This window comes from Streptomyces sp. NPDC058371, assembly GCF_042723265.1.
In the GTDB taxonomy this organism is placed as follows: Bacteria; Actinomycetota; Actinomycetes; order Streptomycetales; family Streptomycetaceae; genus Streptomyces.
The window spans coordinates 225639-248636 of record NZ_JBHXJC010000005.1; the positions used below are offsets into that span (position 1 = coordinate 225639).

Below are 22998 nucleotides of genomic sequence, written 5' to 3' on the forward strand. Positions count from 1 at the left end.
CGGGGACGGGCACCCCCGCGCCGGTCAAGGTGGGGACGGCATCCCGGTGCCGGTCAAAGCGCGGACGGCACCCCCGCGCCGGCAAGGCGCGGACGGCACGCTCCGCCATCACTCGCGTGGCCCCCGCGAAGGCGCCCGCCGCCGCGGGGCACCGTAAGGATGCGGGCATGGGTATATGCGTGATTCCCCGCCGGACGGCGACAGCCACGCCCCTGGTCGCGGCCGCCACGGCGCTCGTGTCGGCGCTGCTCTCACCGGTCCCGGTGTTCGCGGCCGGTGCGAGTACCGCCCGGACACCCGCCCCCTGCCGACCGCCACGTGAGCGCCGCCCCGCTGCCCGCGCGGCGCTGGACCTGCGGGCGGCGGAGTCGCCCGAGGAGGAGCAGGTCGCCCAGCCCGAGCCGGTACGCCTCCGGAAGAGCCGTCTGACCTGCGCTTTCGCGAGCGTGCGCCAGGAGGATCCGGCGGAAGGGCGCACGACGCTGTTCGGGCAGGCAGTCCTGTGCCGGGTCCAGGAGTGGCACCACCGGCTCACCGCCTGGCAGCGGGCCGGACTGCGCACCCTGACCGGCGGCTCGGACCACGGCGCCGCCCGCCGCCTGTGGACCGACCTGAGCCACAGCTACCTGGGCGCCATCCTCACCCGCGTCGGCTCGGCGACCGAGGCCGGGAGCACCGGCGGCTGCCCGGCGTAGCCGCGGACCGGCAGCCGGGCGCCGTCAGTGCGAGGCGGACCGGCTCGGCTCCGGGCAAGGCGGTACGGGACGTGCGGGCGCCGGACGCCACAGCCGCACTCCGACGCCGTACAGGAGCAGTCCGAGCAGCAGGCCGGCGCCCGCCCCGAAGCACAGGGTCGGGATCAGCTCCCGGAGCTCCGCGGTGGAACCCCAGTACGCCCACCAGCGCAGGGCCCGCTGCACCGCGCCCACCAGCGCGCAGCCGCCGATCACCGCGCCCGCCAGCCAGCGGTCCGCCCCGGACAGCGACGGCACCCCCACCGGCGCGGACGCCGGTGCCCGGCGCAGCGCGAGGACGACGAAGATCGCGATGACGACGGCCGCGACCGCGGAACCGCCGTACTGGAGGTACCAGTACAGCGGTGAGCCCGCGAAGTCCCGTCCCAGGACGGGCAAGAGCCGCATGCCCCACCGGTCGAGATGCGTGAACGCGTCCCACACGACATGGGTCAGCGCACCGATCGCGGCGGAGACGTACCACCACAGGGCCCGCGCTGGACTCGGGCGTTGCCGTACCGATCCGCAGCGCAGCAGTGCCGCCGGGCGGCCCTGCCGGGCACGGGGCAGCAGCGCCACCAGCGGCTCGCGCAGCAGCAGCCACAGCCCCACGAGCGCCCACGCGATGAGTACGTCGAGGGTGAAGACCCCGGTGAAGGAATGCGTGAAGTCGCCGAACTCCATCGCCCCGGACAGCACACTCGCCGCGTAATAGGTCATGTCGGGAGCGAACGAACCGGCGATGAGCACCGCGGGCACCAGCCGGCCACGACCGGTCCCGTCGCCGCGCACGGCGGGCAGTACGGCCGCCGCGTGGCTGAGAGTGAAAGGCAAGTCGGCTCCCTGCGGCTGACGTTGACCCCCGAGCCGGCACCCGCCCGACCCCGGCGGTCACGGACGCCGAGTATGAGGGACGCATGAGAATATCCGGCCCGGGCGCCCCGGGCCTGCGTCCGGGCCCGCGAGCGTGTGGCCAACCGGTGAATAACGGTCACGAACGGGTGCCCCGCTGATGGAAGTTGTCGTAGGGTCACCTGGGTCACCGTGCCGGGGGAGCGCGGTCGAGCAGGAGAAGAACGCGCGCAGCGCGGGCGGTCGGTCCACGGGAGGGGTTCACGCAATGGCGGCGCAATTCGGTAGGAGGCTGCGCAAAGGGGCGGCAACCACCGCCGTGGCAGCGGCCGCAGTCGCGGCACTGGCCGCGTCCCAGGCACCCGGAGTGACCGCCGACGACCCCGGCAGACAGGCCACCGGATCCGAGTCCCCGACCGACGGGACCGACGACGGCAGCGCGACCGGCAACTCGCGGTACTACACCGACCTCCCGCCGCTCGAAAGCCCCACGGCGACGCCCAGTCCGGGCAGTGACGGCTCGCCCGACACCTCGGGTACGGAAGCCGGCATCCCCGCGACCGTCCTCGACGCCTACAAGAAGGCCGAGGCCTCGCTGCGCGAGTCCAAGCCGGGCTGCAACCTGCCCTGGCAGCTCCTCGCCGCGATCGGCAAGGTCGAGTCGGGCCAGGCCCGCGGCGGCCGCGTCGACTCGAGCGGCACCACGTTCACGCCGATCCTCGGCCCCGTCCTCAACGGCAACGGCTTCGCGAACATCAGCGACACCGACAACGGCGCGTACGACGGCGACAGCACGCACGACCGCGCGGTCGGCCCGATGCAGTTCATCCCCTCCACCTGGGCGTGGGCGGGCCGCGACGGCAACGGCGACGGCGTGAAGAACCCCAACAACGTCTACGACGCGGCCCTCGCCGCCGGCCACTACCTGTGCCGCTTCGACCACGACATGTCGGTCCAGTCGCAGATGAACGCGTCGATCCTCAGCTACAACAACTCGACGGCCTACCTCAACACGGTGCTGTCGTGGCTGGAGTTCTACCGCAAGGGCACTCACGAGGTGCCGGACGGCACGGGCAGCCTGCCCTCGCACAGCAGCGACGACACCAGTGGCGCGAGCCCCACCCCGTCGCCCTCGACGCCGTCGACGCCCAGCGCGCCGCCGAGCAAGCCGAGCACGCCCCCGAGCAAGCCCAGCACACCGCCGCCGAGCACACCCGGCACGCCCAAGCCGACTCCGCCCACCCCCACCGAGACGGTGGACCACCTGGAGGATGCGGGGACCGCCAAGCTCACCGCGACGGCGGGCGACACCTTCGGCGAGAAGATCACCACGCGGCCCGAGACCAAGGCGGGCAAGGCCGTGCCGAAGGTCCGGGTGCGGTTCACGATCGTCGGGGACACGGACGCCACCTTCACCGGCGGTGAGAGCGTCGCCACGGTCGTCACCGACACCGCCGGCAAGGCCACCGCGCCCGCGCTCCAGGCGGGCGAGAAGACCGGCGACTTCACCGTCCGGGCCACCGTCGTGGGCCGCGCGGTGACCGGCCTCGACTACACGGCGACCGTCACGCCCCGCCAGGCCGACACCCTCGCCCGCACCGGCGACACCCCGCTGACCTGCGTGCCCGGCGGTGAGTTCGCGGACCAGGTCGAGGTGAAGGCCACGTACAAGGGATCCGCCGCGGACAAGGTCGCGGCCACCGCGACGCTCATCAAGTCGGCCGACGACGCCACCGTGAACGACAAGGGCCCCTACTTCAAGGACGCGGACGGCAAGACCGTGCGCACCCTCACGGGCCTCACCACGGACGCCGACGGTCTGCTCAAGCTGCCGAAGCTGTACGCGGACGACGCGACCGGCACGTTCCTGCTCCGTATCAACACCACCGGCGGCGCCACGCTGACCGTGGAGCTGACGGTGGCCGCCGCCACCTCGTAACAAGCGCACCGCACAGCGGCGCCCCTCCGTCCCCGGACGGAGGGGCGCCGCTGTCCGTGTGTGCAACGTGTTCTCATCTCGGCCCGCCGTTGCTACGGTGCCCGACCTGACGATGTATCAGTTCTCCGTCCGCCGGGAGGCTCGTATGCGTGCCCTCATCGCCGCCGCGACCGGTCTCGCCGTAGCGCTCGTGCTGGTGCTCACCCTCACGGCCATGGGCTCACCGTCCGGCACGACCTCACCGAAGCCGATGCTCACCACCGTCCCCGAGCACCCTTAGCGAGCCACCGTCCGCGAGCGCCCGTAGCGAACGCCCGAGCACCCCGTAGAGCCACCGTCCCCGCAGACCCCGTAACGCACCGGGAGGGCCGCCGAGATGCGACGCAAGGCCAGCCTCGTCCTGCTCGCCCTCGCCGTGTTCTTCACGGCGCTGTCCCCACTGCTGCGCTGGTACGCCTTCCCGCGCCTGGCGAAGGTCCCGGCAAACCAGTACCAGGACATGGTCCTGGAGGCGAAGGACGCGACCCTCCTCGACTACGGCAGCATGACCGCCAAGAAGGTCCCCAAGATCACCATCGTGCAGACGCTCAAGGGCAATGTGAAAGCCTCCGAGCGGATCGAGCGCACCGCGGGCCGTGACGTCGTCGTCTGGGACTCCCTCTCCTATGTCGAGGGACCCGACGGCGAGATGGTCTCCAAGCTCCCCGAGCGCTACATCTTCGACGCGCACAGCCAGGAACCCGTCCACGCGACGGGCGAGTCGGTCGACGGCGACCCCGTCACGCGGGACGGCATCGAGTTCAAGTGGCCCTTCCGGACGGAGAAGCGGGACTACGAGTACTTCGACGCGCAGACCCGCACCACGGCCCCCATCCACTACAAGGGCACGCAGAACTTCCGCGGCGTCGAGGTCTACTACTTCGAGCAGACCATCCCCTGGACCAAGGTCCCGTTCCCCAAGATCATGCCCGTCGAGGGCATCACCCCGGAGTCGGTCGCCAAGACGGGCACGACCCGCTGGTACACGACAGTCCGCAAGTTCTGGGTCGAGCCGCTCACCGGAGCACCCGTCTACGGCGAGGAGATCCACAAGGAGGAGCTCCGCGGCGGCACCCTCCTCGGAGACCGCGACAAGGTGACCGCCTTCTCCGGGCACGTCAAAATGCGCGAGGACTACATCAGGTCGACCGTCGATCTGGTCAAGTCGAACCGCACCCTGGTCCTGCTGATGACCTCGTACCTGCCCTGGGGCTTCCTGATCATCGGGGCCGGGCTGCTGTCGCTGTCCCTCTATCTGGAGGCCCGCGGCCGCAGGCCGGACGACCCGGCCCAGGACCGGGCCGAGGCGCCGGAACCGGTCAACGCCTGAGCCGGTTGTTCGTGTGCCGGGTCGGCGCGGCGGTCGCCGGGTCCTCGGGCCACGGGTGCTTGGGGTAGCGCCCGCGCAACTCGGCCCGTACGGCCTTGTAGCCGTCCTTCCAGAAGGACGCGAGGTCGGCCGTCACGGCCGCCGGACGCCCGGCCGGCGAGAGCAGATGCACGAGGACCGGCACCCCGGCGGCCCTCGGGGACACCTGGAGCCCGAACATCTCCTGCACCTTCACGGCGAGCACCGGCCGTTCCGGATCCCCGTAGTCGATCCGGATCCTGGACCCGCTGGGCACCTCGATCCGCTCGGGCGCGAGCTCGTCGAGCCGCGCGGCGTCGCCGGTGGCCCAGGGGAGCAGGCGGGTGAGGCCCTGCCCGGCGTCGATCCGCCCGAGGTCGGCCCGCCGCCGCGCCCGGCTCAGCTCGGGCTCCAGCCATTCCGCCACGCGCGCGTGGAGCGCGTCGTCGGACACATCGGGCCAGGGAGCGCCGAGATTGCGGTGCAGGAAGGCGAGCCGCTGCCGCAGGATCTCCGCGTCCCGCGACCAGCGCAGCAACCCGAGCCCCTCCTCGCGCAACCCCTCGACAAGCGCCTCGCGTACGAGTCCGGCGTCGACGTTCCGCAGCGGCCGCACCGTCAGCTCCACGGCCCCCAGCCGCTCCACCCGGCGCGCGACGACATCCCCGTCGGCCCAGTGGACCTCGTCCCCCTCGGCGTGCAGCGAGCCTGCGGCCCGTAGCGCGATGTCCTGGTCGATCACGGCCCCGAGCCGCACACGCGCGTGCCCCGCGCCGACCGGCCGGTCCGCCACCGCGACGGCCAGCCAGGCCGCGCCGCGCAACGCCGAACCCTCGCCGGCCTCGGCCCGCGTCCCGGACACCATGAGGTACGACCCGCCCTGCGCCCGCGCGACCCGCTCGGGAAAAGCGAGAGCGGCGACGAGCCCGGCCAGTCGGTCGTCCCCGGTGTTCGCCCGCGAGCCGGCGCCGCCGAACACCGTCTCGGAGAGTTCGGAGAGTTCGGAGGATTCGGCGAGAGGGGCGTCGGTGGAGGACCGGCGGGGTGGTTTCCGGCCCGCGGGCGCCGGCGTCGCCGCGCCGCGCAGCCGTCGGACCTCCGTGCGCCAGCGCGCCGCGTACGCGTCACCGCCGCGCCGGGCGCTCCGCAGGGCCGCGGAGAGGTCGTCGCCGTACTCCCGCGGCGGTTCCTCGCTGAGCAGGGCGACGACCTCGGCGGCCCGCTCGACACCGACCTCGGGCACCGCGTCCAGGAGCGCCCGGGCGAGCCGCGGATGCAGCCCGAGCCGGGACATGCGCGCGCCCCGTTCCGTCGCCCGCCCCGCGGCGTCCACCGCTCCCACCGCGGACAGGACGGTCCGGGCCGCCGCCATCGCCCCTCCCGGCGGCGGGTCGAGCAGCGCGAGCCCGGACGCGTCCGGGTCACCCCAGCAGGCCACCTGGAGGGCGAACGCCGTCAGATCGGCCACCTTGATCTCCGGCGCCGGGAAGCGGGACAGCCGCGTGTCCTCCGCCTCCGTCCAGCACCGGTACACCGCCCCCGGCGCCTCCCGCCCGGCACGCCCCGCCCGCTGCCGCCCCGCCGCCTGCGAGGCCCGTACGGTCGTCAGCGCGCTCAGCCCGCGCGCATGGTCGACCCGCGGCTCCCGCGCGAGCCCGGAGTCGACGACCACGCGCACCCCGGGAACCGTCAGCGACGACTCGGCCACCGAGGTGGCGAGGACCACCCGGCGTCGCTCTCCGGGGGACAGCACCGCGTCCTGCACCGCGGCGGGCGCCCGCCCGTGCACCTGCAGCACGTCGACCTCGCCGAGGCTCCCCAACTGCCCCGCCACGCGCGCGATCTCGCCGACCCCGGGGAGAAAACAGAGCACGTCCCCTTCCCGCTCCGTCAGCGCCCGGCGCACCACCGACGCCACATGCGCCAGCAGCGCCGGATCCACCCGCATCCCGTGCGGCGGCCGTACGGGCCGGGCGGGCGGCACCCAGACCACCTCCACCGGATACGACACGCCCTGCGCCTCGACCACCGGTGCACCGCCCAGCAGCCGGGCCCAGCCCTCGGCGTCCGTCGTCGCGGACGCGGCCAGCAACCGCAGCTCGGGGCGGAGCGCGGACCGCACGTCCCACAGGAACGCCGCCACCGTGTCCGCGTCCAGATGGCGCTCGTGGCACTCATCGAGGACGACCACGTCGACGCCGGCCAGTTCCTGGTCACGCTGCAGCCGTTGCAGCAGCACCCCGGTCGTCACGACCTCCACGCGCGTGTGCCGCCCCACCACCCGCTCCCCGCGCACGGTGTAGCCCACGCTCTCGCCGACCTTCTCGCCGAGCAGCCACGCCATCCGCCGCGCGGCCGCCCGGGCGGCGATACGCCGCGGCTCGGCCACCACGACCCGGCGCACCGGCTCCTCCCCGACCAGACCTGCGAGGACCAGCGGCACAAGCGTCGTCTTGCCGGTGCCCGGCGGCGCGCACAGCACCGCGGCGCCGTGTTCCTCCAGGGCGCCGCGCAGCGCGGGCACGGCGGAACGGACGGGCAGCCGGTCGAGAGCGTCGGTACGGATCACGCCCCCAGTCTCGTACGGCCGTCAAAACGGCCTCCACGCGCGCGTGGAGAACAAGGGGAACGGGGGCGGACGGTGGTCGTCAGTCCCGCTCGCACACGAAGATCGCCGTCCCCGGGATGAGATTCCCGCGCAGCGGGGACCAGCCGCCCCACTCCTGGGTGTTCCAGGCGGGCCACTCCGGCTCGACGAGGTCCAGGAGGCGGAAGCCGCCGGCCACCACATCGCGCACCCGGTCGCCGACCGTCCTGTGGTGCTCCACGTACACCGCGTTCCCGTCGTCGTCCTGCTCCACGTACGGAGTGCGGTCGAAGTAGGAGGCGGCGACGCTCAGTCCCTCCGGGCCCGGCTCGTCCGGGAAGGCCCAGCGGATCGGGTGCGTCACCGAGAAGACGAAGCGGCCGCCCGGACGCAGTACCCGGCGCACCTCGCGCAGCACACGGACCGGGTCGGCGACGAACGGCAGTGCGCCGTACGCCGAGCACGCCAGGTCGAAGGAGCCGTCCGCGAAGGGGAGGGCCCCCGCGTCGGCCTCCACCAGGGGCACCGTCCCGCCGATCCGCAGCGCGTGCTGGAGCTGGCGGTGGGAGATGTCCAGGGCCACCGGACGGGCACCCTGGGCGACGAGCCAGCGCGAGCACTGCGCGGCGCCGGCGCCGATCTCCAGGACGTCCTTGCCCTTCAGCTCCTCGGGCGGGCCGAGCAGTTCGGCCTCCACCTCGTCGAGCCCCTCGGGGCTCCACACGAACCGGTCGTCGCCGAGGAAGGTGCCGTGCTCGACCTGGTACTCGTCCGCGTTGCGGTCCCACCAGCCCCGGTTGGCCCGGGAACTCTCCGTGACGTCGGCGGCACGTCGGGTGGCTTCCGGTTCGAACGGCTCGGGCTCTTGGATGATCGGCTCCCTCGTATTAGTCTGCGGCTCTTCCGTGCAACCCGTCCCCGCGGGCGTCACGACAGAGGCGACGACGGCCCATGTGGCCTCCAGGGACAGGTCTTGTGCCGGGTATGCGGCGTTCCGCCCCGGGTGTGCGCCTTCGCGCATTGACCCTGTCCGGCTGCCCCCGTATGCTACAAGTTGCGCTGCGGGCCTGCGCTCCTCAGACGTAGCAGGCTGCGCTCGCATCTGTTGTATGTCCCCTCGGTTGTCGAGGCGCCTACGGCAATGTCCCTCTCAAGGGGCATGACCCGGTTCGGCGCTTCCTTGGCTGTCCGGCCTTCTTCAGAGCGAAACGGGCTCCCGGCGTAAGCAGTACCTACGACTCACTGTCCGTACCGGAGCCCTTTCCCACATGACGAGCAGCACCGAGACCACCTCTACCACGCCGCAGGTAGCGGTCAACGACATCGGTAACGAGGAAGCATTCCTCGCCGCGATCGACGAGACGATCAAGTACTTCAACGACGGCGACATCGTCGACGGCGTCATCGTGAAGGTCGACCGGGACGAGGTCCTGCTCGACATCGGTTACAAGACCGAAGGCGTGATCCCGAGCCGCGAGCTCTCGATCAAGCACGACGTCGACCCGAACGAAGTCGTCAAGGTCGGCGACGAGATCGAGGCCCTTGTTCTCCAGAAGGAGGACAAGGAAGGTCGCCTCATCCTGTCCAAGAAGCGCGCTCAGTACGAGCGTGCCTGGGGCACGATCGAGAAGATCAAGGAAGAAGACGGCATCGTCACCGGTACCGTCATCGAGGTCGTCAAGGGTGGTCTCATCCTCGACATCGGCCTCCGTGGCTTCCTGCCGGCCTCCCTCGTCGAGATGCGCCGCGTCCGCGACCTCCAGCCGTACGTGGGCAAGGAGCTCGAGGCCAAGATCATCGAGCTGGACAAGAACCGCAACAACGTGGTCCTGTCCCGCCGTGCCTGGCTCGAGCAGACCCAGTCCGAGGTCCGCCAGACGTTCCTCACGACCCTGCAGAAGGGTCAGGTCCGCTCCGGCGTCGTCTCCTCGATCGTCAACTTCGGTGCGTTCGTGGACCTGGGTGGCGTCGACGGTCTGGTCCACGTCTCCGAGCTTTCCTGGAAGCACATCGACCACCCCTCCGAGGTTGTCGAGGTCGGCCAGGAGGTCACCGTCGAGGTTCTCGACGTCGACATGGACCGCGAGCGTGTCTCCCTGTCGCTGAAGGCGACGCAGGAAGACCCGTGGCAGCAGTTCGCCCGTACGCACCAGATCGGTCAGGTCGTCCCGGGTAAGGTCACGAAGCTCGTTCCGTTCGGCGCGTTCGTCCGCGTGGACGAGGGCATCGAGGGTCTGGTCCACATCTCCGAGCTGGCCGAGCGCCACGTGGAGATCCCGGAGCAGGTCGTCCAGGTCAACGACGAGATCTTCGTCAAGGTCATCGACATCGACCTCGAGCGCCGCCGCATCAGCCTCTCGCTGAAGCAGGCCAACGAGGCCTTCGGTGCCGACCCGGCCTCGGTCGACTTCGACCCGACGCTGTACGGCATGGCCGCGTCGTACGACGACCAGGGCAACTACATCTACCCCGAGGGCTTCGACCCCGAGACCAACGACTGGCTCGAGGGCTTCGAGGCTCAGCGCGAGGTGTGGGAGACCCAGTACGCCGAGGCGCAGCAGCGCTTCGAGCAGCACCAGGCGCAGGTCATCAAGTCCCGCGAGGCCGACGCTCAGGCCGAGGCCGAGGGTGCCACCACTGGCACCACGGGTGCGGCTCCGGCCGCCTCCGCCGGCGGTTCGTACTCCTCGGAGTCGGACGACAACTCCGGCGCCCTGGCGTCGGACGAGGCGCTGGCTGCTCTCCGCGAGAAGCTCGCGGGCGGCCAGAGCTGATCGCTCACCGCTAGGCAGTAGTTGAAGAAGTGGGCCCGCACCGAAAGGTGCGGGCCCACTTCTCTGTCCGGTGTGCCTGAGGCGGTCACGCTTCGCCGTCCGGAGTGCGTGAGGCGGTCACTCGCCTCAGGGCGTCACCGCGATATTGGTGAGGCCCTTGCCACCTGTCACCGTGTTCGAGGCGTACACCGTGGTCTGGCAACTCGCGCTGTAGTTGGTCACGTTGACGGCGAGCTGCTTGTCGCCCGTGGACCCCGTCAGAGTCGACGTGTTGTCCCGGAACACCGTGCCGCAGCCCCAGCCGGACTGCTGGGTGTGCGTCTCGTAGCCGTTGTTCGTCGTCAGCGTGCCCTTGTTGTTCTCCACGACGACGTCGTTGCCCTTCACGTCGACCCAGGAGTCGTCGTAGTTGGCACCGGTGAGACCGCTGCCGTCGAAGGTGTTTCCGCTGATCGTCGCGCCCGTGGTGCCCTCCTTGATGTCGACGTTCTCGCCGCCGACGTCCGGGCCGATCGTGTTGCCGGTGATCTGGATGCGGTCGCTCTTGTCGGAGGTGCCGCCGGCCGTGCCGACGTACACGCCCTCGCCCATGCCGCGTCCGTCGTTGCCGGTGTCGTAGATCTTCGAGTTCCTGATCACGCCGTCCGTGCTGGAGTTGCGGAAGTGGACGCCCTCCATGTCGAGGCCGTGCACGGTGACCGTGTCGACGACGACGCCCTTCGCGGCGTCGATCATGATGCCCTTCTGGCCGCCGGTGACGGTGATGCCCTGGACCGTCCAGTACGAGGCGCCGTTGAGGTGGAGGCCGTAGCCGCCGCCCGCGGTGAGGACCGCTTCCGAGGAGCCGGTGAGGGTGATGGGGGAGTCCGAACTCGCGGCTGTTGTCGTCTTGAAGTTGCCGGTGTAGGTGCCGTCGGCGAGGTGGATGGTGTCGCCGGGGGCGGCCGAGGTGAGGGCCGTCTTCAACTGGGCGGCGGTGGAGACCTCGATGACCTGGGCCGCTTCCGCGGTGGGGGCGGTCAGCACGGCGCCGGCCGTGGCTGCCGTCACGGCGAACAGCGGGACGAGGAATGTGCGTCGGATGCGCATGTGGGGGGAGCCTTCCCGTGGGTTGCGGAGAAGAGAGTTCCAGTACGTGAACTCTGGGCGCGAACATGAACGTAGGGTGGCCGCAGGTGTGCGTCAAGGTCTGGACCAATTTCTGGACCCTGCTGCCGCCGCGGTTTCCCTGATCGCTGTCGTCGCGTCGTCCCGTCATCCCTGAAAAGTCGGTAAGAGAGGCCGGTTCGGATCACGGGCGGGGAATGCCCGCCCTGCGCGCCACGTTGTGGAGTACGAACACGAGGAGGAGCGGTCACTGTGCTTGATCCGCAGGGTTTGTACGCATGGGAGCCGAAGGGCCTGGCAGTCGTCGACATGGCGCTCGCCCAGGAGTCGGCCGGCCTTGTCATGCTCTACCACTTCGACGGGTACATCGACGCGGGCGAGACCGGCGACCAGATCGTCGACCGGGTGCTCGACGCCCTGCCCCACCAGGTCGTGGCGAGTTTCGACCACGACCGGCTCGTGGACTACCGCGCCAGGCGTCCGCTGCTGACGTTCCAGCGCGACCGCTGGACCGACTACGAAGAGCCCACTCTTGATGTGCGGCTCGTGCAGGACGCCACCGGAGCGCCCTTCCTGCTCCTCTCCGGCCCCGAGCCGGACGTGGAGTGGGAGCGCTTCGCGGCGGCCGTCCAGCAGATCGTGGAGCGGCTCGGCGTGCGCCTGTCGGTGAACTTCCACGGCATCCCCATGGGTGTCCCGCACACGCGTCCTGTGGGCCTCACTCCGCACGGCAACCGCACCGACCTGGTGCCGGGTCACCGCAGCCCCTTCGACGAGGCGCAGGTCCCCGGCAGTGCCGAGTCCCTCGTCGAGTACCGCCTCATGGAGGCCGGGCACGACGTGCTGGGTGTCGCCGCGCACGTGCCGCACTACATCGCCCGCTCCCCGTACCCGGACGCCGCGCTGACCGTCCTGGAGTCGATCACCGCCGCGACCGGCCTGGTGCTTCCCGCCATCGCGCACTCCCTGCGCACCGAGGCGCACCGCACGCAGTCCGAGATCGACCGGCAGATCCAGGAGGGCGACGAGGAACTCGTCGCGCTCGTCCAGGGACTTGAGCACCAGTACGACGCCGCCGCGGGCGCCGAGACGCGGGGGAACATGCTCGCGGAACCCGTCGACATCCCGTCCGCGGACGAGATCGGGCTCGAATTCGAGCGTTTCCTGGCGGAGCGCGAGGGCGATTCCTGAGTCGACCGCCGGCCATCAGCCGCCGCCCGGCTACCGGCCACCGACCGCCGACCGCCGACCGCCGACGATCAGGCAACCCGAGCCGGGGCGACCGGCGTCGGCGCGGGCGACTCCTGAGCCGGCCGGAGAGGCCTAGTTCTCGGGGCCAGTCCGGGGTCGTGGGCGGCCCTGTCAGTGGCAGGCCCTAAGCTTCCCGTCATGCTGAAGGTGGGCCTGACCGGCGGTATCGGCGCCGGCAAGAGCGAGGTGTCGCGGCTGCTCGTCGAGCAGGGCGCCGTGCTGATCGACGCCGACAGGATCGCGCGCGAGGTCGTCGCGCCGGGAACGCCGGGGCTGGCCGCGGTAGTTGACGCCTTCGGCGAGGAGGTGCTCGCCCCCGACGGGGGCCTGGACCGGCCCAAGCTGGGCTCGATCGTCTTCGCCGACCCGGACAGGCTCGCCGTACTGAACTCGATCGTGCACCCCCTGGTGGGCGCGCGGTCCCGGGAGCTGGAGGACGCGGCCTCCGCCGACGCGGTCGTGATCCACGACGTACCCCTCCTCGCCGAGAACGGCCTGGCGCCGCTGTACGACCTGGTGGTCGTCGTCGACGCGGCCCCGGAGACCCAGCTCGACCGGCTCGTGCGGCTGCGCGGCATGAGCGAGCGGGACGCGCGCGCCCGTATGGCCGCCCAGGCCACCCGCGAGAAGCGCCTGGAGATCGCGGACATCGTCATCGAGAACGACGTACCGCTCGATGAGCTGGAGCAGCGCGTACGGGACGTATGGGCCGATCTCGGACGACGGGCCCGCGCGGCCCAGGAATAGCGGGGCCTCGCGGGGGCGTTGAACCCTTGAAGTGAGGGAAGGACTCTGCCGTGCCCGAGACCAGCGGTTGGACCGGACGTACTCCGGAGACGCATGTCATCGACTTCCGTGCCGCCGAGCAGTTGCTCGCCGCGCGCGATCCGCGGGGCGCGGTGAAGCTGCTCGACCCGGTGATCGCCGCACACCCCGACAACACCGCGGCGCGTCTGCTGCGCGCGCGTGCCTTCTTCGCGGCCGCGCAACTGCGTCCCGCCGAGCTGGAGTTCACCATCGTCCTGGAGCGTGAACCGGACAACGCGTTCGCGCATTTCGCGCTCGCCCGCACCTATGAGCGCCAGCTCCGCCCCGACCAGGCCAAGCGCCACTTCCGGCTGGCGGCGGCACTCGACCCGAAGCCCCAGTATCTGAAAGCGGCGGCCTTCGACTCCTGAGGTACACGGAGCGGCCAGGGCGTGTCCTTCGGACAGGCCCTAGGGGTGGCGGTGCTCCGGCGGAGGGTACGGCGGGACGTCGCGGCCCGGTTGGTAGTGCGGGCCCTGACGGATGTGCCGCAGGATCATGGCCATGTCGACGGTGATGATCAGCCACAGGGCACCGCAGGCGGCCGCCCACCCGGGCCGGCCGGCGAGCGCGAATCCCGCGGTCCCGGCGACCGCCCAGATCAGACCCCAGACGCTCAGCCAGAAGCGCAGCCGCAGAGCACTGCGTGCTGTCGTCGGTTCACTGCCCGTACGCATCGGAATCATCGCTCCTTCTGAAAAAGTACCTCTGGTGGTGCACGTTCACCAAGGGAGGGCGGTCGCGAAGGGCGGCGGCCCGGGCACGCGAAGGGGGAGGCGACGGTGCTGCTGACGGCGCTGCGGGCGGACGCGAGACTCGCCGAGTGGCTGAGGGACCTGGAGCACGAGGGTGCTCCCCGGGCGGAGGCAACGCTTCCGGACTCGGACGAGCTGCCGGACGTGCTGCTCGACCTGAGCATCCCGCACGAGCACATCAACGAACTCGTCGCACTGGGCGCCGAGTTGGCGGCGGACGCGGAGGCGATGACACTCCTCGCGCGCTGCGTCGGCCGCCTCGTACGGGACATGGGGGAGATCGGAAAGGCATGGGAGCCGCCGGTGTTCCCCGTGTCGGCAGGGGCCTTGGGCCGCTGCTTTCCCCTGTACGTGTTCATCGCGGCCCTTCCGTACGTGCGCGGCTACCACCAAGAGCGCGGCATCCCGGACGACGTGTCCCGGCGCACTCTCGCCGACCTGGGACGGCATGTCGCCGTCCACCACAGACGGTTCGGTACGCCCGGGCTGCTGTTCCCGTGGTGGATCTCGCTGCACTTCCGCGGTGAGCTGTATCAACTGGGGCGGCTGCAGTTCCAGCGGGCCCGGCTCGGCCGGCAGACGGGACGGGCCGTCGCGGAGGCGGGCTTCGGTCTCCGTCACGGCGACCCCTGCCTGAGCCTGCACATCACCGACTTCCGCGGCCCGCTGTCCCCCTCCGCCTGCGACCGCTCGCTCGCGCTGGCCCGGGAGTTCTTCGACCGCCACTACCCCGACGAACGCCACGAGGTCGCCGTCTGCCACTCCTGGCTGCTCGATCCCCAGCTCAAGCGTTATCTGCGGGCCGACTCCAACATCATCCGCTTCCAGGACCGCTTCGAGCTCGCGGACGAGGAGAGCACCCCGGACGACAGCGTGCCGGTCGGCTTCGTCTTCGGCGATCCCGAACTGCCGGTCGAGACCCTGCCCCGGCGTAACAGTGTCGAGCGGGCGGTGGGTGACCATCTGCGCGCGGGCGGCCACTGGTACGGCGGACACGGCTGGTTCGCGCTGCCGTCCGGCTGATCGGTGAACGTCACCCGATCGAGTGGCCGCAGGGTGGGAACGAGCCGACGGGAGCGGGCCGTTGGACGGGTATGAGCCTTGAAATGCGTGAGGGGTACGAGGGGACGGGGCCGGGCGCGATCACGCCGGACGGCTGCGCGGTCGAGCTCTACGCACGGCTGCCCGTTGGTGACGAGCCGGACATCATCGCGGCGGCGGTGCCCGCGGGCGCGCGCATCCTGGAGCTGGGCAGCGGAGTCGGGCGCATCACCCACCCGCTTCTGGAGCGCGGGTTCGCGGTGACCGCGGTGGACGAGTCGGCCGAGATGCTCGAGCGGATCAGTGGGACCCGCACGATACGCAGCCAGATCGAGGACCTCGATCTGGGCGAGACCTTCGACGTGGTGATGCTCGCGTCCTTCCTCGTGCACAGCGGGGACGTCGAGGTGCGCCGCGGTCTGCTGCGGACCTGCGCACGCCATGTCGCCGAGGACGGCTGCGTGTTGATCCAGCGCGAGGGCGTGGACTACCACACGAACCTGCCCCGTGAGCGGGTCGACCCCACCGGCTTCACAGTGCGCATGCGCTCCGCGGAGCCTGTCGGAGACGGGGTGAACTCGGTCCACGCGGAGTATGTCTTCCCGGACGCCACCTGGACCCAGCGGTTCCTCTCCCGCCCGCTGAGCAGTGACCAGTTCGAGGAGGCGTTGGCAGCGGAGGGGCTGCGAGTTGACCGCTATCTGACGGAGGACGGGGTGTGGGTCAGGGCGGTACGGGACTGAGGTGAGGGGAGAGGCGGTACGGGACTGAGGTGAGGGGACCGGCGGTTCGGGGCTGAGCTGTGCGGTGCTGGGTGTGGGCCCCTGGCTCCTGCGGGGCCGAGGACGCCCGGCTGGTGCGGGGCTGAGGTCTTCGGCGGGGAAGGCTCGCCAGCTTTGCCAGGGGCGAGTGTTGTGGTGGTGCGGGTGGGTCTTCCAGTCGGTGGGTGCGGTGCGGTGCGTGCGGTGCGTTGCGTTGAGTGCGGTGCGATGCGTTGCGGGGCTGAGCCTTGTGGCGGCGGGGGAGGAAGTTCAGCCCGTCCGGCGTTTGAGGACGAGCCCTTCGGGCGAACGGGGGTCTGGGGACGGAGCCCCCGGTACGGCGAGACGAGTGCCGGTTCGCTGGTAAGAGATGCCGAGTTCGGTGGGTCGGGTGGCGCCGTTTCCGCGGGGACCGCGGGGGCCGCCGGGGCAGACACCGCGCTCAACGCCGTGACCCCGGGGCCGGGGAGAAATCCTTCGCCCACGGCGATGAGTTCCGGACGTCCGCCCGGTCTATCTCCCTGAACGCACCGACTACCGCTTCGCCCAGGAGACCTGATGTCCGAGACCACCGCCCCCGTCACCCCCGTCACCCGCGCCGCCTCCGCCCCGGCCGCCACGAGCGCCCGCTCCCGGCGCGCCCAGATCTCGCTGGGCGCCTTGCAGATCGTGCTCGGCCTCTTCTACGGGGTGGCGAGCGCGCTGCCCAAGCTGATCGCGCACCCGTCGGCCGCGGAGAGCTTCGACAAGCTCGGCTGGGGCAGCACGGGGATGTACATCATCGGCGCGCTCGAACTGGCCGGTGGCATCGCGCTGTTGATTCCGCTGCTGTCGTCGGTGGCGGCGGTGGCCCTGAGCGCGCTGATGGTCGGCGCCTTCATCGTGAACGTCACCGTCCTGCACGGACCGTACGTGGCGACCCCGCTGATCATGATCCTGCCGCTCGCCCTGATCGCCTGGGCGCGCAGGAGTCACAACGCCGAGCTGATCCGGCTGGTGCGGCGGCGGGCGTGATCGTCGTACGGCCGTACAGAGGTCGAGGGCTCCCCGGCGTGGCGGGGGAGCCCTCGCCGGCGTTCACGCCAGGGCAGCGGGCGCGACGTCACCGGCGTCGGGAGATGAGTGGTCATGGGCGGCTGTCGCCGGCGTCGGGAGTTCAGGGGCTGTCGGCGGATGTCACCGATGTCGGGAGTTCAGGGGGCCGTCGGCGGATGCCCCGGCGTCGGGAGTCCAGGGGTCGTAGGCAGATGTCCCCGGCCTCGGGAGTTCAGGGGCCGTCGGTGCCGGCCTCGGGGGCGCCGAGGCCCCGTAGGCGTTCCATCTCGCGGCGGTCCCGCTTGGTCGGACGGCCCGCGCCGCGATCGCGGACACCGGCAGGGGCGACGGCCTCGCGGGGCGGGGGCGGCGGGCTGTTGTCCACGAAGCATTCGGCGGCGACGGGCGGACCGACCCGCTTACGGATGACGCGCTTCACGATCACGATCCGCTCCCGTCCGGCGTGCCGCAGGCGGACCTCGTCGCCGACGCGTACGGCATAGGCGGGCTTGACGCGTTCGCCGTTCACCCGGACATGTCCGCCGCGGCAGGCGGTGGCGCCCATGGAGCGGGTCTTGACGAGACGTACGGACCAGATCCAGCTGTCGACCCGCACGCTCTCACCGCTCGCGGGCCGGGCGGCCCCGGCGACCGCGGCGGGGTCGTCGGAGCCGGAACCCGCACCCACATCCGTACGTGCACCCGAACCCGAGCCGCCGTTCGTGCCGGAGCCGGAGCCGGAGCCGGAGCCGGAGCCGGAGCCGGAGCCGGAGCCGGAGCGCGCACCCGAACCCGCGCCGCCCCGAGTGGTCCCGGTGTCCCCAGTGCCCCCCGTGCCCCGCTCGGCAGGGGAGCCGCCGTCGGTGTGGGCGCCCGTGACCTTTGTGTGCTCGTCCGCAGCCTTGGAAGCCATGGCTCGACCTTAGTCCTCGCCCCAGGAGACCCGGACGGAATTTCCGCCCGCCCGGCCACTCGTCAGCCCGCTCACCCGCCCGCTCGCCGGTCCGGCCGCCGCCCCATCCGCCCGCGCGCCGCCCCGCCCGCCGGCCCAGGCGGCGACCGCGGAACCCGCCCGGCTCACCCCGGATGCGACCGTCCCCGGCACCCCGGAGGCTGGTGCGTGAAGTCGCCCGGGGAACGGGGAACAGGGAACGCGGAACGCGGAACAGTGAGGGGCGCCCACGTGGAGATGGCAGCCAAGGTCGACGCGTTGATGGAGGGCCTCCGCGACGACCTGGAGCGGCTCGCGGCGATCCCCTCCGTCGCGTTCCCCGGCTTCCCGGCCGAACCCGTGCGGGAGGCCCACGACCTCCTCGTACGACTGCTGCGGGAGGCCGGTGTCGAGCACGTCGAGCGGATCGACCTGCCCGGCACCGCCCCGGTGATCTTCGGGGAGATTCCGCCGCCGAGCCCGGACGCGCCGACCGTCCTGCTCTACTCGCACTACGACGTCCAGCCGCCCGGCGACGAGCAGCTCTGGCTGTCGCCGCCTTTCGTACCGACGCCCGTGGAGGGCGGTCTCCGGGCGCGCGGCATCGCGGACGACAAGTCCAATGTGATCGCGCATCTGGGGATGCTGCGGGCCTACGAGGGGCGGCCGCCGGTCGGCGTGAAGATCGTCTTCGAGGGGCAGGAGGAGTACGGCAGCCCGTTCGACGACTATCCGCGCACCGACCCCGAGCGGTTCGCGTGCGATGCGATGGTCATCGCCGACCTGGGCAATCTCCGGCCGGGGACCCCGACGCTGACCACCGGGCTGCGCGGCGCGTGCGAGGTGGTCGTCGAGGTCCGCACCCTCCAGGAGCCGCGCCACAGCGGGGAGTTCGGGGGCGCGGCGCCCGACGCGCTGCTCGTCCTGCTCAAGGCCCTGTCCACGCTGCACGATGTGCACGGTGACGTGGCCGTGGCCGGGCTCCGCCGCGAGGAGTGGGCCGGGACGACGTACACCGAGGAGGAGTTCCGGGAGCTCGCGGGTGTCAGCGAGGGCGTGCCGCTGATCGGCAGCGGGAGCCTCGGCGAACGGCTGTGGAGCGGCCCGGCGATCACGGTGATCGGCCTGGACGCGCCGAGTGTCGAGCACGCGGCCTCGGCCGTCGTCCCGTACGCGCGTGCCAAGCTCAATCTCCGCTTCCATCCGCGGCAGGACGCCAGGGACGCGCAGGACAGGCTGGTCGAGCACCTGCGTTCGCTGCGGCCCTTCGGTATTCCGCTCACCGTCACGCCCGGGGATACGGGTCCCGGGTACGAGGCCACCACGGGCGGGCCCGCCTACCGTGCCGCTCTCACCGCGCTGCGCGAGGCGTGGGGCGAGGAGGCGTCGTACGTCGCGACGGGCGGTTCGATCCCGCTGGTCAACGGGCTCGCCCAGGCCGCGCCGCACGCCGAGGTGCTGCTCTTCGGCGCGCAGGACAGCATGTGCAATCTGCACGCCCCCAACGAGCGGGTGCTCTTCTCGGAGTTGCGCAACACGGTCGTGGCGATGTGCGCGTTCGTCCACGAGTACGCGGCCGGCTTCCGCACCGAGGGGGCCTCGTGACCCGTACGGCCGCCACTCGCACTGCTGTTACTCATGCCAGCCGCACCATGACCGCCAACGTCACCGCCACCGCCACGGGCGTCAAGGCCATGACCACCGTCTCCCCTACCAGGACCGGGGGCGCCTCGTGACCACGACCCGGACCGAAGAGCCGCAGCACGAAGAGCCGCCGCACAAGCCGAAGTTCACCTTCCCGAGCGCGCTCACCGTCCTCGCGATCGTCACGGTCGCGGTCTGGGCGCTGGCGTTCCTCATCCCGGCGGGGCAGTACGACCGCAATGACGCGGGCGCGCCGGTCCAGGGCACGTACCACCGGGTGGATTCGGGCCAGAGCTTCGTCGACCGGCTCAACGACCTGTTCCTGTCGCCCGTCAACGGTCTGTACGGGATCCAGGACGAGAAGAGCGGACAGGTCGGGCCGGACCTGGCCGGCGAACTGTACGGCAGCGCCGGTGTGTTCCTGTTCGTGCTGGCCATCGGGGCGTTCATCACGGTGGTGTTCGCGACGGGCGCGCTCGACCGCGGGATCGGCCGCCTCGCGCACCGGCTGCGGGAGCGCGGGGCGCTGCTGATCGCGGGGGTGATGGTGGTGTTCTCGGTCCTCGGCACGGTGGAGGGCTTCGCCGAGGAGACCCTGGGGTTCTACGGGCTGATCGTCCCGCTGATGCTGGCGCTCGGCTACGACCGGATGGTGGCCGTCGGCACGATCATCCTCGGCGCCGGGATCGGTGTGCTCTGCTCGACGGTGAACCCCTTCGCGACGGGCGTGGCCTCGTCCGCCGCCGACATCTCCCTCGGCGACGGCATCGTGCTCCGGTTCGTGATGTGGGTGGTGCTGACGGCGGTGACGGTCGCGTACGTCATCCGGTACGCGAAGCGCGTACAGAAGAACCCGGACCGTTCGCTGACGGGGTTCCTGCCCGGTGACCGCGACCTGGCGGACGAGCCGGCGGACGAGATTCCCCAGCTGACCGGCCTCCACAAGGCGGTCCTGATCACCACCGCGCTGGTTTTCGCCTTCATGATCTTCTCGGTCGTGCCCTGGTCGAGCGCACTCACCGGCAAGGCCGACGCGACGCCGTACGGCTTCGAACTCGACTGGTCCTTCGCGCAGTTGGCGGCGCTGTTCCTGTGCGCGGCCGTGCTCGTCGGCCTGGTGGCGCGGATGGGTGAGCAGAAGCTGAGCTCGACGATCATTCAGGGTGCCGCGGACTTCATCTCGCCGGCGCTGGTGATCGTGCTGGCCCGCGGGGTCACCGTGATCATGAACAACTCGAAGATCACCGACACCGTGCTGCACTCCATCGAGGGGGTCGTGAAGGGCACGTCCTCCAGTGTCTTCGCGATCATCGTCTTCGTCGTGAACCTGCCGCTGGCCTTCCTCATCCCCTCCACCTCGGGCCATGCCACCCTGGCGATGCCCATCCTGGCGCCGCTCGCCGACTTCGCGGGCGTCTCCCGCGCGGTCGTCGTCACCGCCTGGCAGTCCGCCAGCGGCTGGATGAACCTCTGGGTGCCCACCACCGCCGTCACCATCGGTGGCGTCGCGCTCGCGAAGGTCGGCTACGACAAGTACCTCCGCTTCGTCTGGCCCCTGCTGGCCCTTCTCTTCCTGCTGATCTGCGGTTTCGTCGCGGTGGGGGCGGCGATCACGTAGGCGTGACCGGCCGGGCAGCCGGCAGTCCTGGTCGTACGGTGGTGGCATGGACAGCAGCCTGGCCGATCTGGACGACCGTCTGACGGGATGCACCGCCTGCCCCCGGCTGGTGGACTGGCGGGAGGAGGTCGCCCGCACCAAGCGCGCCGCCTTCGCCGACTGGACGTACTGGGGCCGTCCCGTGCCCGGCTTCGGGCCGCCCGACGCCGCACTGCTCGTCGTCGGGCTGGCGCCCGCGGCGCACGGCGGGAACCGGACGGGACGGATGTTCACCGGGGACCGGTCCGGCGATGTGCTGTTCGCGGCGATGCACGACGTGGGGCTGGCGTCGCAGGCCACCTCGGTGAGCGCGGACGACGGCCTGAGCCTCCGCGGCACCCGCGTCACCTCGCCCGTGCACTGTGCTCCGCCCGCCAACAAGCCGACTCCCGAGGAGCGGAACACCTGCCGGCCCTGGCTGGTGGGCGAACTGAAGCTGCTGCGGCCCACGCTGCGGGCCGTGGTGGTACTCGGAGCGTTCGGCTGGCAGGCCGCGCTGCCCGCCTTCGCGGAGGCGGGATGGGAGGTGCCCCGACCGCGGCCCGTCTTCGGTCACGGGGCGCACGTCACCCTTGACGGCCCGGACGAGCCGCTGGAGCTCTTCGGGTGCTTCCACGTCAGCCAGCGCAACACCTTCACCGGCCGGCTGACCCCGGCCATGCTCCGCGACGTGCTGCGCACGGCGGCCCGAGCGGCGGGCCTGCCGACGGCGCCGGAACGCCCTGGGGTCGCGTGATGGGTCTGTATCCGGAGATCGAGCCGTACGAGCACGGCAGGCTCGACGTGGGCGACGGCAACCGCGTGTACTGGGAGGTCTGCGGGAACCCCGAGGGGAAACCCGCGGTCATCCTGCACGGCGGGCCGGGGTCCGGCTGCACCCCCGGCTTCCGGCGCTACTTCGACCCGGCCGCGTACCGGATCGTGCTGCTCGACCAGCGCGGAGCCGGCCGCTCCACACCGCACGCGAGCGCGTACGGGACGGACATGAGCGTGAACACGACCGCTCACCTGATTGCCGACCTGGAGCTGCTCCGGCGGCATCTGGGGATCGGGCGGTGGCTGGTGTGGGGCGTGTCGTGGGGGTCGGTGCTTGGAATGCGGTACGCGCAGACGCATCCCGGTGTCGTGTCGGAGCTCGTGCTCACCGGCGTCGCCACCGGCTCCAATCCCGAAGTGACCTTGCTGACCAAGGGACTTGGCCGGATCTTCCCCGAGGCCTTCGAGTGCTTCCTCGTCGAGGTGCCGGAGGGGGAGCGCGACGGAAATCTCGCGGCCGCGTACAGCCGGCTGATCGAATCGCCGGACCCCGAGGTGCGGGCGCGGGCGGCGCGGGCGTGGACCGACTGGGAGACGGCGACCGTTCCCGCGCCACCGCGGTCCGTGCCGCGCTACGAGGACCCGGTCTTCCGGCTGGGTTTCGCCCGCACGGTGACGCACTACTTCGGCGGCGACCACTTCCTGGGCGAGGGCAACGACGAGGGTGTCGTCCTGCGGGACGCACCGCTGCTCGCCCGGATCCCCGGCACCCTGGTCCAGGGCGGCCTCGATTTCGGCAACCTTCTGGGTATCGTCTGGCGACTCCACCGGGCCTGGCCCGGCAGTGAGTTGATCACCGTTGACGACGTGGGCCACAACGCGGGTGCGGTGGGTGTCGTGGACGCGCTGGTGGCGGCCACGGACTTGTGCGCGGCCCGCTGACCCACCGGCGGCTTCGGCATGAACACCGGCATCCAGGA

General features: G+C 71.4%; 22 protein-coding genes. 16 read left to right on the forward strand and 6 right to left on the reverse strand.

All coding sequences use genetic code 11. The annotated features are described in order from the left end of the window. Positions 1–167 precede the first annotated feature (167 nt). Positions 168–695, forward strand: coding sequence for a hypothetical protein (locus ACFWM2_RS18280; RefSeq protein WP_383280329.1), 528 nt, complete (start codon positions 168–170; stop codon positions 693–695). Positions 696–719: 24 nt separating this feature from the next. Here the strand turns inward: ACFWM2_RS18280 and ACFWM2_RS18285 are convergent, their stop codons facing one another. Next, complete coding sequence (locus ACFWM2_RS18285) at positions 720–1568, reverse strand: DUF4184 family protein (RefSeq protein WP_383280332.1); 849 nt, start codon at positions 1566–1568, stop codon at positions 720–722. Between the two features lie 286 nt (positions 1569–1854). Between ACFWM2_RS18285 and ACFWM2_RS18290 the strand changes: the two genes are divergently transcribed. The 3 genes from ACFWM2_RS18290 (at position 1855) to ACFWM2_RS18300 (ending at position 4894) form a co-directional block, all read left to right on the forward strand. Then, a complete protein-coding gene (locus ACFWM2_RS18290; protein ID WP_383280335.1) occupies positions 1855–3525 on the forward strand; it encodes a lytic transglycosylase domain-containing protein in 1671 nt (556 codons plus the stop codon). Positions 3526–3670: 145 nt separating this feature from the next. Beyond that, the gene (locus ACFWM2_RS18295) at positions 3671–3805 is read left to right on the forward strand and encodes an SPW_0924 family protein (RefSeq protein WP_383280338.1); all 135 of its coding nucleotides are present in this window, start codon (positions 3671–3673) and stop codon (positions 3803–3805) included. 96 nt (positions 3806–3901) lie between these two features. Next, positions 3902–4894 carry a DUF3068 domain-containing protein gene (locus ACFWM2_RS18300; RefSeq protein WP_383280340.1) on the forward strand — a complete coding sequence of 331 codons (993 nt, stop codon included), beginning with the start codon at positions 3902–3904 and terminating at the stop codon, positions 4892–4894. Here ACFWM2_RS18300 and hrpB read toward each other — a convergent pair. Continuing rightward, positions 4884–7481, reverse strand: coding sequence for an ATP-dependent helicase HrpB (hrpB, locus tag ACFWM2_RS18305; RefSeq protein WP_383280343.1), 2598 nt, complete (start codon positions 7479–7481; stop codon positions 4884–4886). The two genes, ACFWM2_RS18300 and hrpB, sit on opposite strands and share 11 nt — an antisense overlap. Before the next feature lie 79 nt (positions 7482–7560). Next, positions 7561–8520 carry a class I SAM-dependent methyltransferase gene (locus ACFWM2_RS18310; RefSeq protein WP_383280346.1) on the reverse strand — a complete coding sequence of 320 codons (960 nt, stop codon included), beginning with the start codon at positions 8518–8520 and terminating at the stop codon, positions 7561–7563. A gap of 247 nt (positions 8521–8767) precedes the next feature. On the opposite strand from ACFWM2_RS18310, the gene rpsA reads away from it, so the two are divergent. Further along, entirely contained in the window at positions 8768–10273 is a 1506-nt protein-coding gene (gene rpsA, locus ACFWM2_RS18315) for a 30S ribosomal protein S1 (protein WP_383280348.1), read from the forward strand. A 126-nt stretch (positions 10274–10399) separates the two neighbouring features. Here the strand turns inward: rpsA and ACFWM2_RS18320 are convergent, their stop codons facing one another. Further along, the gene (locus ACFWM2_RS18320; protein WP_383280351.1) at positions 10400–11362 is read right to left on the reverse strand and encodes a right-handed parallel beta-helix repeat-containing protein; all 963 of its coding nucleotides are present in this window, start codon (positions 11360–11362) and stop codon (positions 10400–10402) included. A 270-nt stretch (positions 11363–11632) separates the two neighbouring features. Here ACFWM2_RS18320 and ACFWM2_RS18325 point away from each other — a divergent pair, with 270 nt between their 5' ends. The 3 genes from ACFWM2_RS18325 to ACFWM2_RS18335 all read left to right on the forward strand — a co-directional run bounded on the left by ACFWM2_RS18325 (position 11633) and on the right by ACFWM2_RS18335 (position 13809). Further along, the gene (locus ACFWM2_RS18325) at positions 11633–12571 is read left to right on the forward strand and encodes a PAC2 family protein (RefSeq protein ID WP_383280354.1); all 939 of its coding nucleotides are present in this window, start codon (positions 11633–11635) and stop codon (positions 12569–12571) included. Positions 12572–12769: 198 nt separating this feature from the next. Next, a complete protein-coding gene (gene coaE / locus ACFWM2_RS18330) occupies positions 12770–13378 on the forward strand; it encodes a dephospho-CoA kinase (RefSeq protein WP_383280357.1) in 609 nt (202 codons plus the stop codon). Between the two features lie 50 nt (positions 13379–13428). Then, positions 13429–13809 (forward strand): tetratricopeptide repeat protein, encoded by a 381-nt coding sequence (locus ACFWM2_RS18335; protein WP_383280359.1) that lies wholly within the window; start codon positions 13429–13431, stop codon positions 13807–13809. 39 nt (positions 13810–13848) lie between these two features. Here ACFWM2_RS18335 and ACFWM2_RS18340 read toward each other — a convergent pair whose 3' ends face one another. Next, positions 13849–14124 carry a DUF6343 family protein gene (locus tag ACFWM2_RS18340; RefSeq protein WP_383280362.1) on the reverse strand — a complete coding sequence of 92 codons (276 nt, stop codon included), beginning with the start codon at positions 14122–14124 and terminating at the stop codon, positions 13849–13851. A 96-nt stretch (positions 14125–14220) separates the two neighbouring features. Here ACFWM2_RS18340 and ACFWM2_RS18345 point away from each other — a divergent pair, with 96 nt between their 5' ends. The 3 genes from ACFWM2_RS18345 (at position 14221) to ACFWM2_RS18355 (ending at position 17009) form a co-directional block, all read left to right on the forward strand. Further along, positions 14221–15216 (forward strand): acyltransferase domain-containing protein, encoded by a 996-nt coding sequence (locus tag ACFWM2_RS18345; protein WP_383280364.1) that lies wholly within the window; start codon positions 14221–14223, stop codon positions 15214–15216. A gap of 83 nt (positions 15217–15299) precedes the next feature. After that, positions 15300–15977, forward strand: coding sequence for a class I SAM-dependent methyltransferase (locus tag ACFWM2_RS18350; RefSeq protein ID WP_383280367.1), 678 nt, complete (start codon positions 15300–15302; stop codon positions 15975–15977). Positions 15978–16553: 576 nt separating this feature from the next. Continuing rightward, on the forward strand, positions 16554–17009 hold the full coding sequence (locus tag ACFWM2_RS18355; protein ID WP_383280369.1) for a DoxX family protein: 456 nt from the start codon (positions 16554–16556) through the stop codon (positions 17007–17009). 253 nt (positions 17010–17262) lie between these two features. On the opposite strand, the gene ACFWM2_RS18360 is transcribed toward ACFWM2_RS18355, so the two are convergent. Then, entirely contained in the window at positions 17263–17718 is a 456-nt protein-coding gene (locus ACFWM2_RS18360; RefSeq protein ID WP_383281083.1) for an RNA-binding S4 domain-containing protein, read from the reverse strand. Between the two features lie 501 nt (positions 17719–18219). On the opposite strand from ACFWM2_RS18360, the gene ACFWM2_RS18365 reads away from it, so the two are divergent. Genes ACFWM2_RS18365 through pip form a run of 5 tightly spaced genes read left to right on the forward strand, consistent with a single transcriptional unit; the run spans position 18220 to position 22960 of the window. Then, positions 18220–19566: a M20/M25/M40 family metallo-hydrolase gene (locus ACFWM2_RS18365; RefSeq protein ID WP_383281086.1), complete on the forward strand. Its 1347-nt coding sequence runs from the start codon at positions 18220–18222 to the stop codon at positions 19564–19566. Further along, on the forward strand, positions 19563–19697 hold the full coding sequence (locus ACFWM2_RS18370; RefSeq protein ID WP_383280372.1) for a hypothetical protein: 135 nt from the start codon (positions 19563–19565) through the stop codon (positions 19695–19697). The genes ACFWM2_RS18365 and ACFWM2_RS18370 overlap by 4 nt, the downstream gene beginning before the upstream one ends. Continuing rightward, complete coding sequence (locus ACFWM2_RS18375; protein WP_383280375.1) at positions 19694–21223, forward strand: YfcC family protein; 1530 nt, start codon at positions 19694–19696, stop codon at positions 21221–21223. The genes ACFWM2_RS18370 and ACFWM2_RS18375 overlap by 4 nt, the downstream gene beginning before the upstream one ends. Before the next feature lie 46 nt (positions 21224–21269). Continuing rightward, positions 21270–21998 (forward strand): uracil-DNA glycosylase, encoded by a 729-nt coding sequence (locus tag ACFWM2_RS18380; RefSeq protein ID WP_383280378.1) that lies wholly within the window; start codon positions 21270–21272, stop codon positions 21996–21998. Next, positions 21998–22960 carry a prolyl aminopeptidase gene (gene pip, locus ACFWM2_RS18385; protein WP_383280380.1) on the forward strand — a complete coding sequence of 321 codons (963 nt, stop codon included), beginning with the start codon at positions 21998–22000 and terminating at the stop codon, positions 22958–22960. The genes ACFWM2_RS18380 and pip overlap by 1 nt, the downstream gene beginning before the upstream one ends. Positions 22961–22998: the final 38 nt, after the last annotated feature.

What these genes read in the sequence shown, in the direction of transcription:
- ACFWM2_RS18280 (WP_383280329.1), top strand. Translation starts at nt 168, where the DNA reads ATGGGTATATGCGTGATTCCCCGCCGGACGGCGACAGCCACGCCCCTG.
- ACFWM2_RS18290 (WP_383280335.1), top strand. Translation starts at nt 1,855, where the DNA reads ATGGCGGCGCAATTCGGTAGGAGGCTGCGCAAAGGGGCGGCAACCACC.
- ACFWM2_RS18295 (WP_383280338.1), top strand. Translation starts at nt 3,671, where the DNA reads ATGCGTGCCCTCATCGCCGCCGCGACCGGTCTCGCCGTAGCGCTCGTG.
- ACFWM2_RS18300 (WP_383280340.1), top strand. Translation starts at nt 3,902, where the DNA reads ATGCGACGCAAGGCCAGCCTCGTCCTGCTCGCCCTCGCCGTGTTCTTC.
- ACFWM2_RS18310 (WP_383280346.1), bottom strand. Translation starts at nt 8,520, where the DNA reads ATGCGCGAAGGCGCACACCCGGGGCGGAACGCCGCATACCCGGCACAA.
- rpsA (WP_383280348.1), top strand. Translation starts at nt 8,768, where the DNA reads ATGACGAGCAGCACCGAGACCACCTCTACCACGCCGCAGGTAGCGGTC.
- ACFWM2_RS18320 (WP_383280351.1), bottom strand. Translation starts at nt 11,362, where the DNA reads ATGCGCATCCGACGCACATTCCTCGTCCCGCTGTTCGCCGTGACGGCA.
- coaE (WP_383280357.1), top strand. Translation starts at nt 12,770, where the DNA reads ATGCTGAAGGTGGGCCTGACCGGCGGTATCGGCGCCGGCAAGAGCGAG.
- ACFWM2_RS18340 (WP_383280362.1), bottom strand. Translation starts at nt 14,124, where the DNA reads ATGATTCCGATGCGTACGGGCAGTGAACCGACGACAGCACGCAGTGCT.
- ACFWM2_RS18350 (WP_383280367.1), top strand. Translation starts at nt 15,300, where the DNA reads ATGCGTGAGGGGTACGAGGGGACGGGGCCGGGCGCGATCACGCCGGAC.
- ACFWM2_RS18355 (WP_383280369.1), top strand. Translation starts at nt 16,554, where the DNA reads ATGTCCGAGACCACCGCCCCCGTCACCCCCGTCACCCGCGCCGCCTCC.
- ACFWM2_RS18365 (WP_383281086.1), top strand. Translation starts at nt 18,220, where the DNA reads ATGGCAGCCAAGGTCGACGCGTTGATGGAGGGCCTCCGCGACGACCTG.
- ACFWM2_RS18380 (WP_383280378.1), top strand. Translation starts at nt 21,270, where the DNA reads ATGGACAGCAGCCTGGCCGATCTGGACGACCGTCTGACGGGATGCACC.
- pip (WP_383280380.1), top strand. Translation starts at nt 21,998, where the DNA reads ATGGGTCTGTATCCGGAGATCGAGCCGTACGAGCACGGCAGGCTCGAC.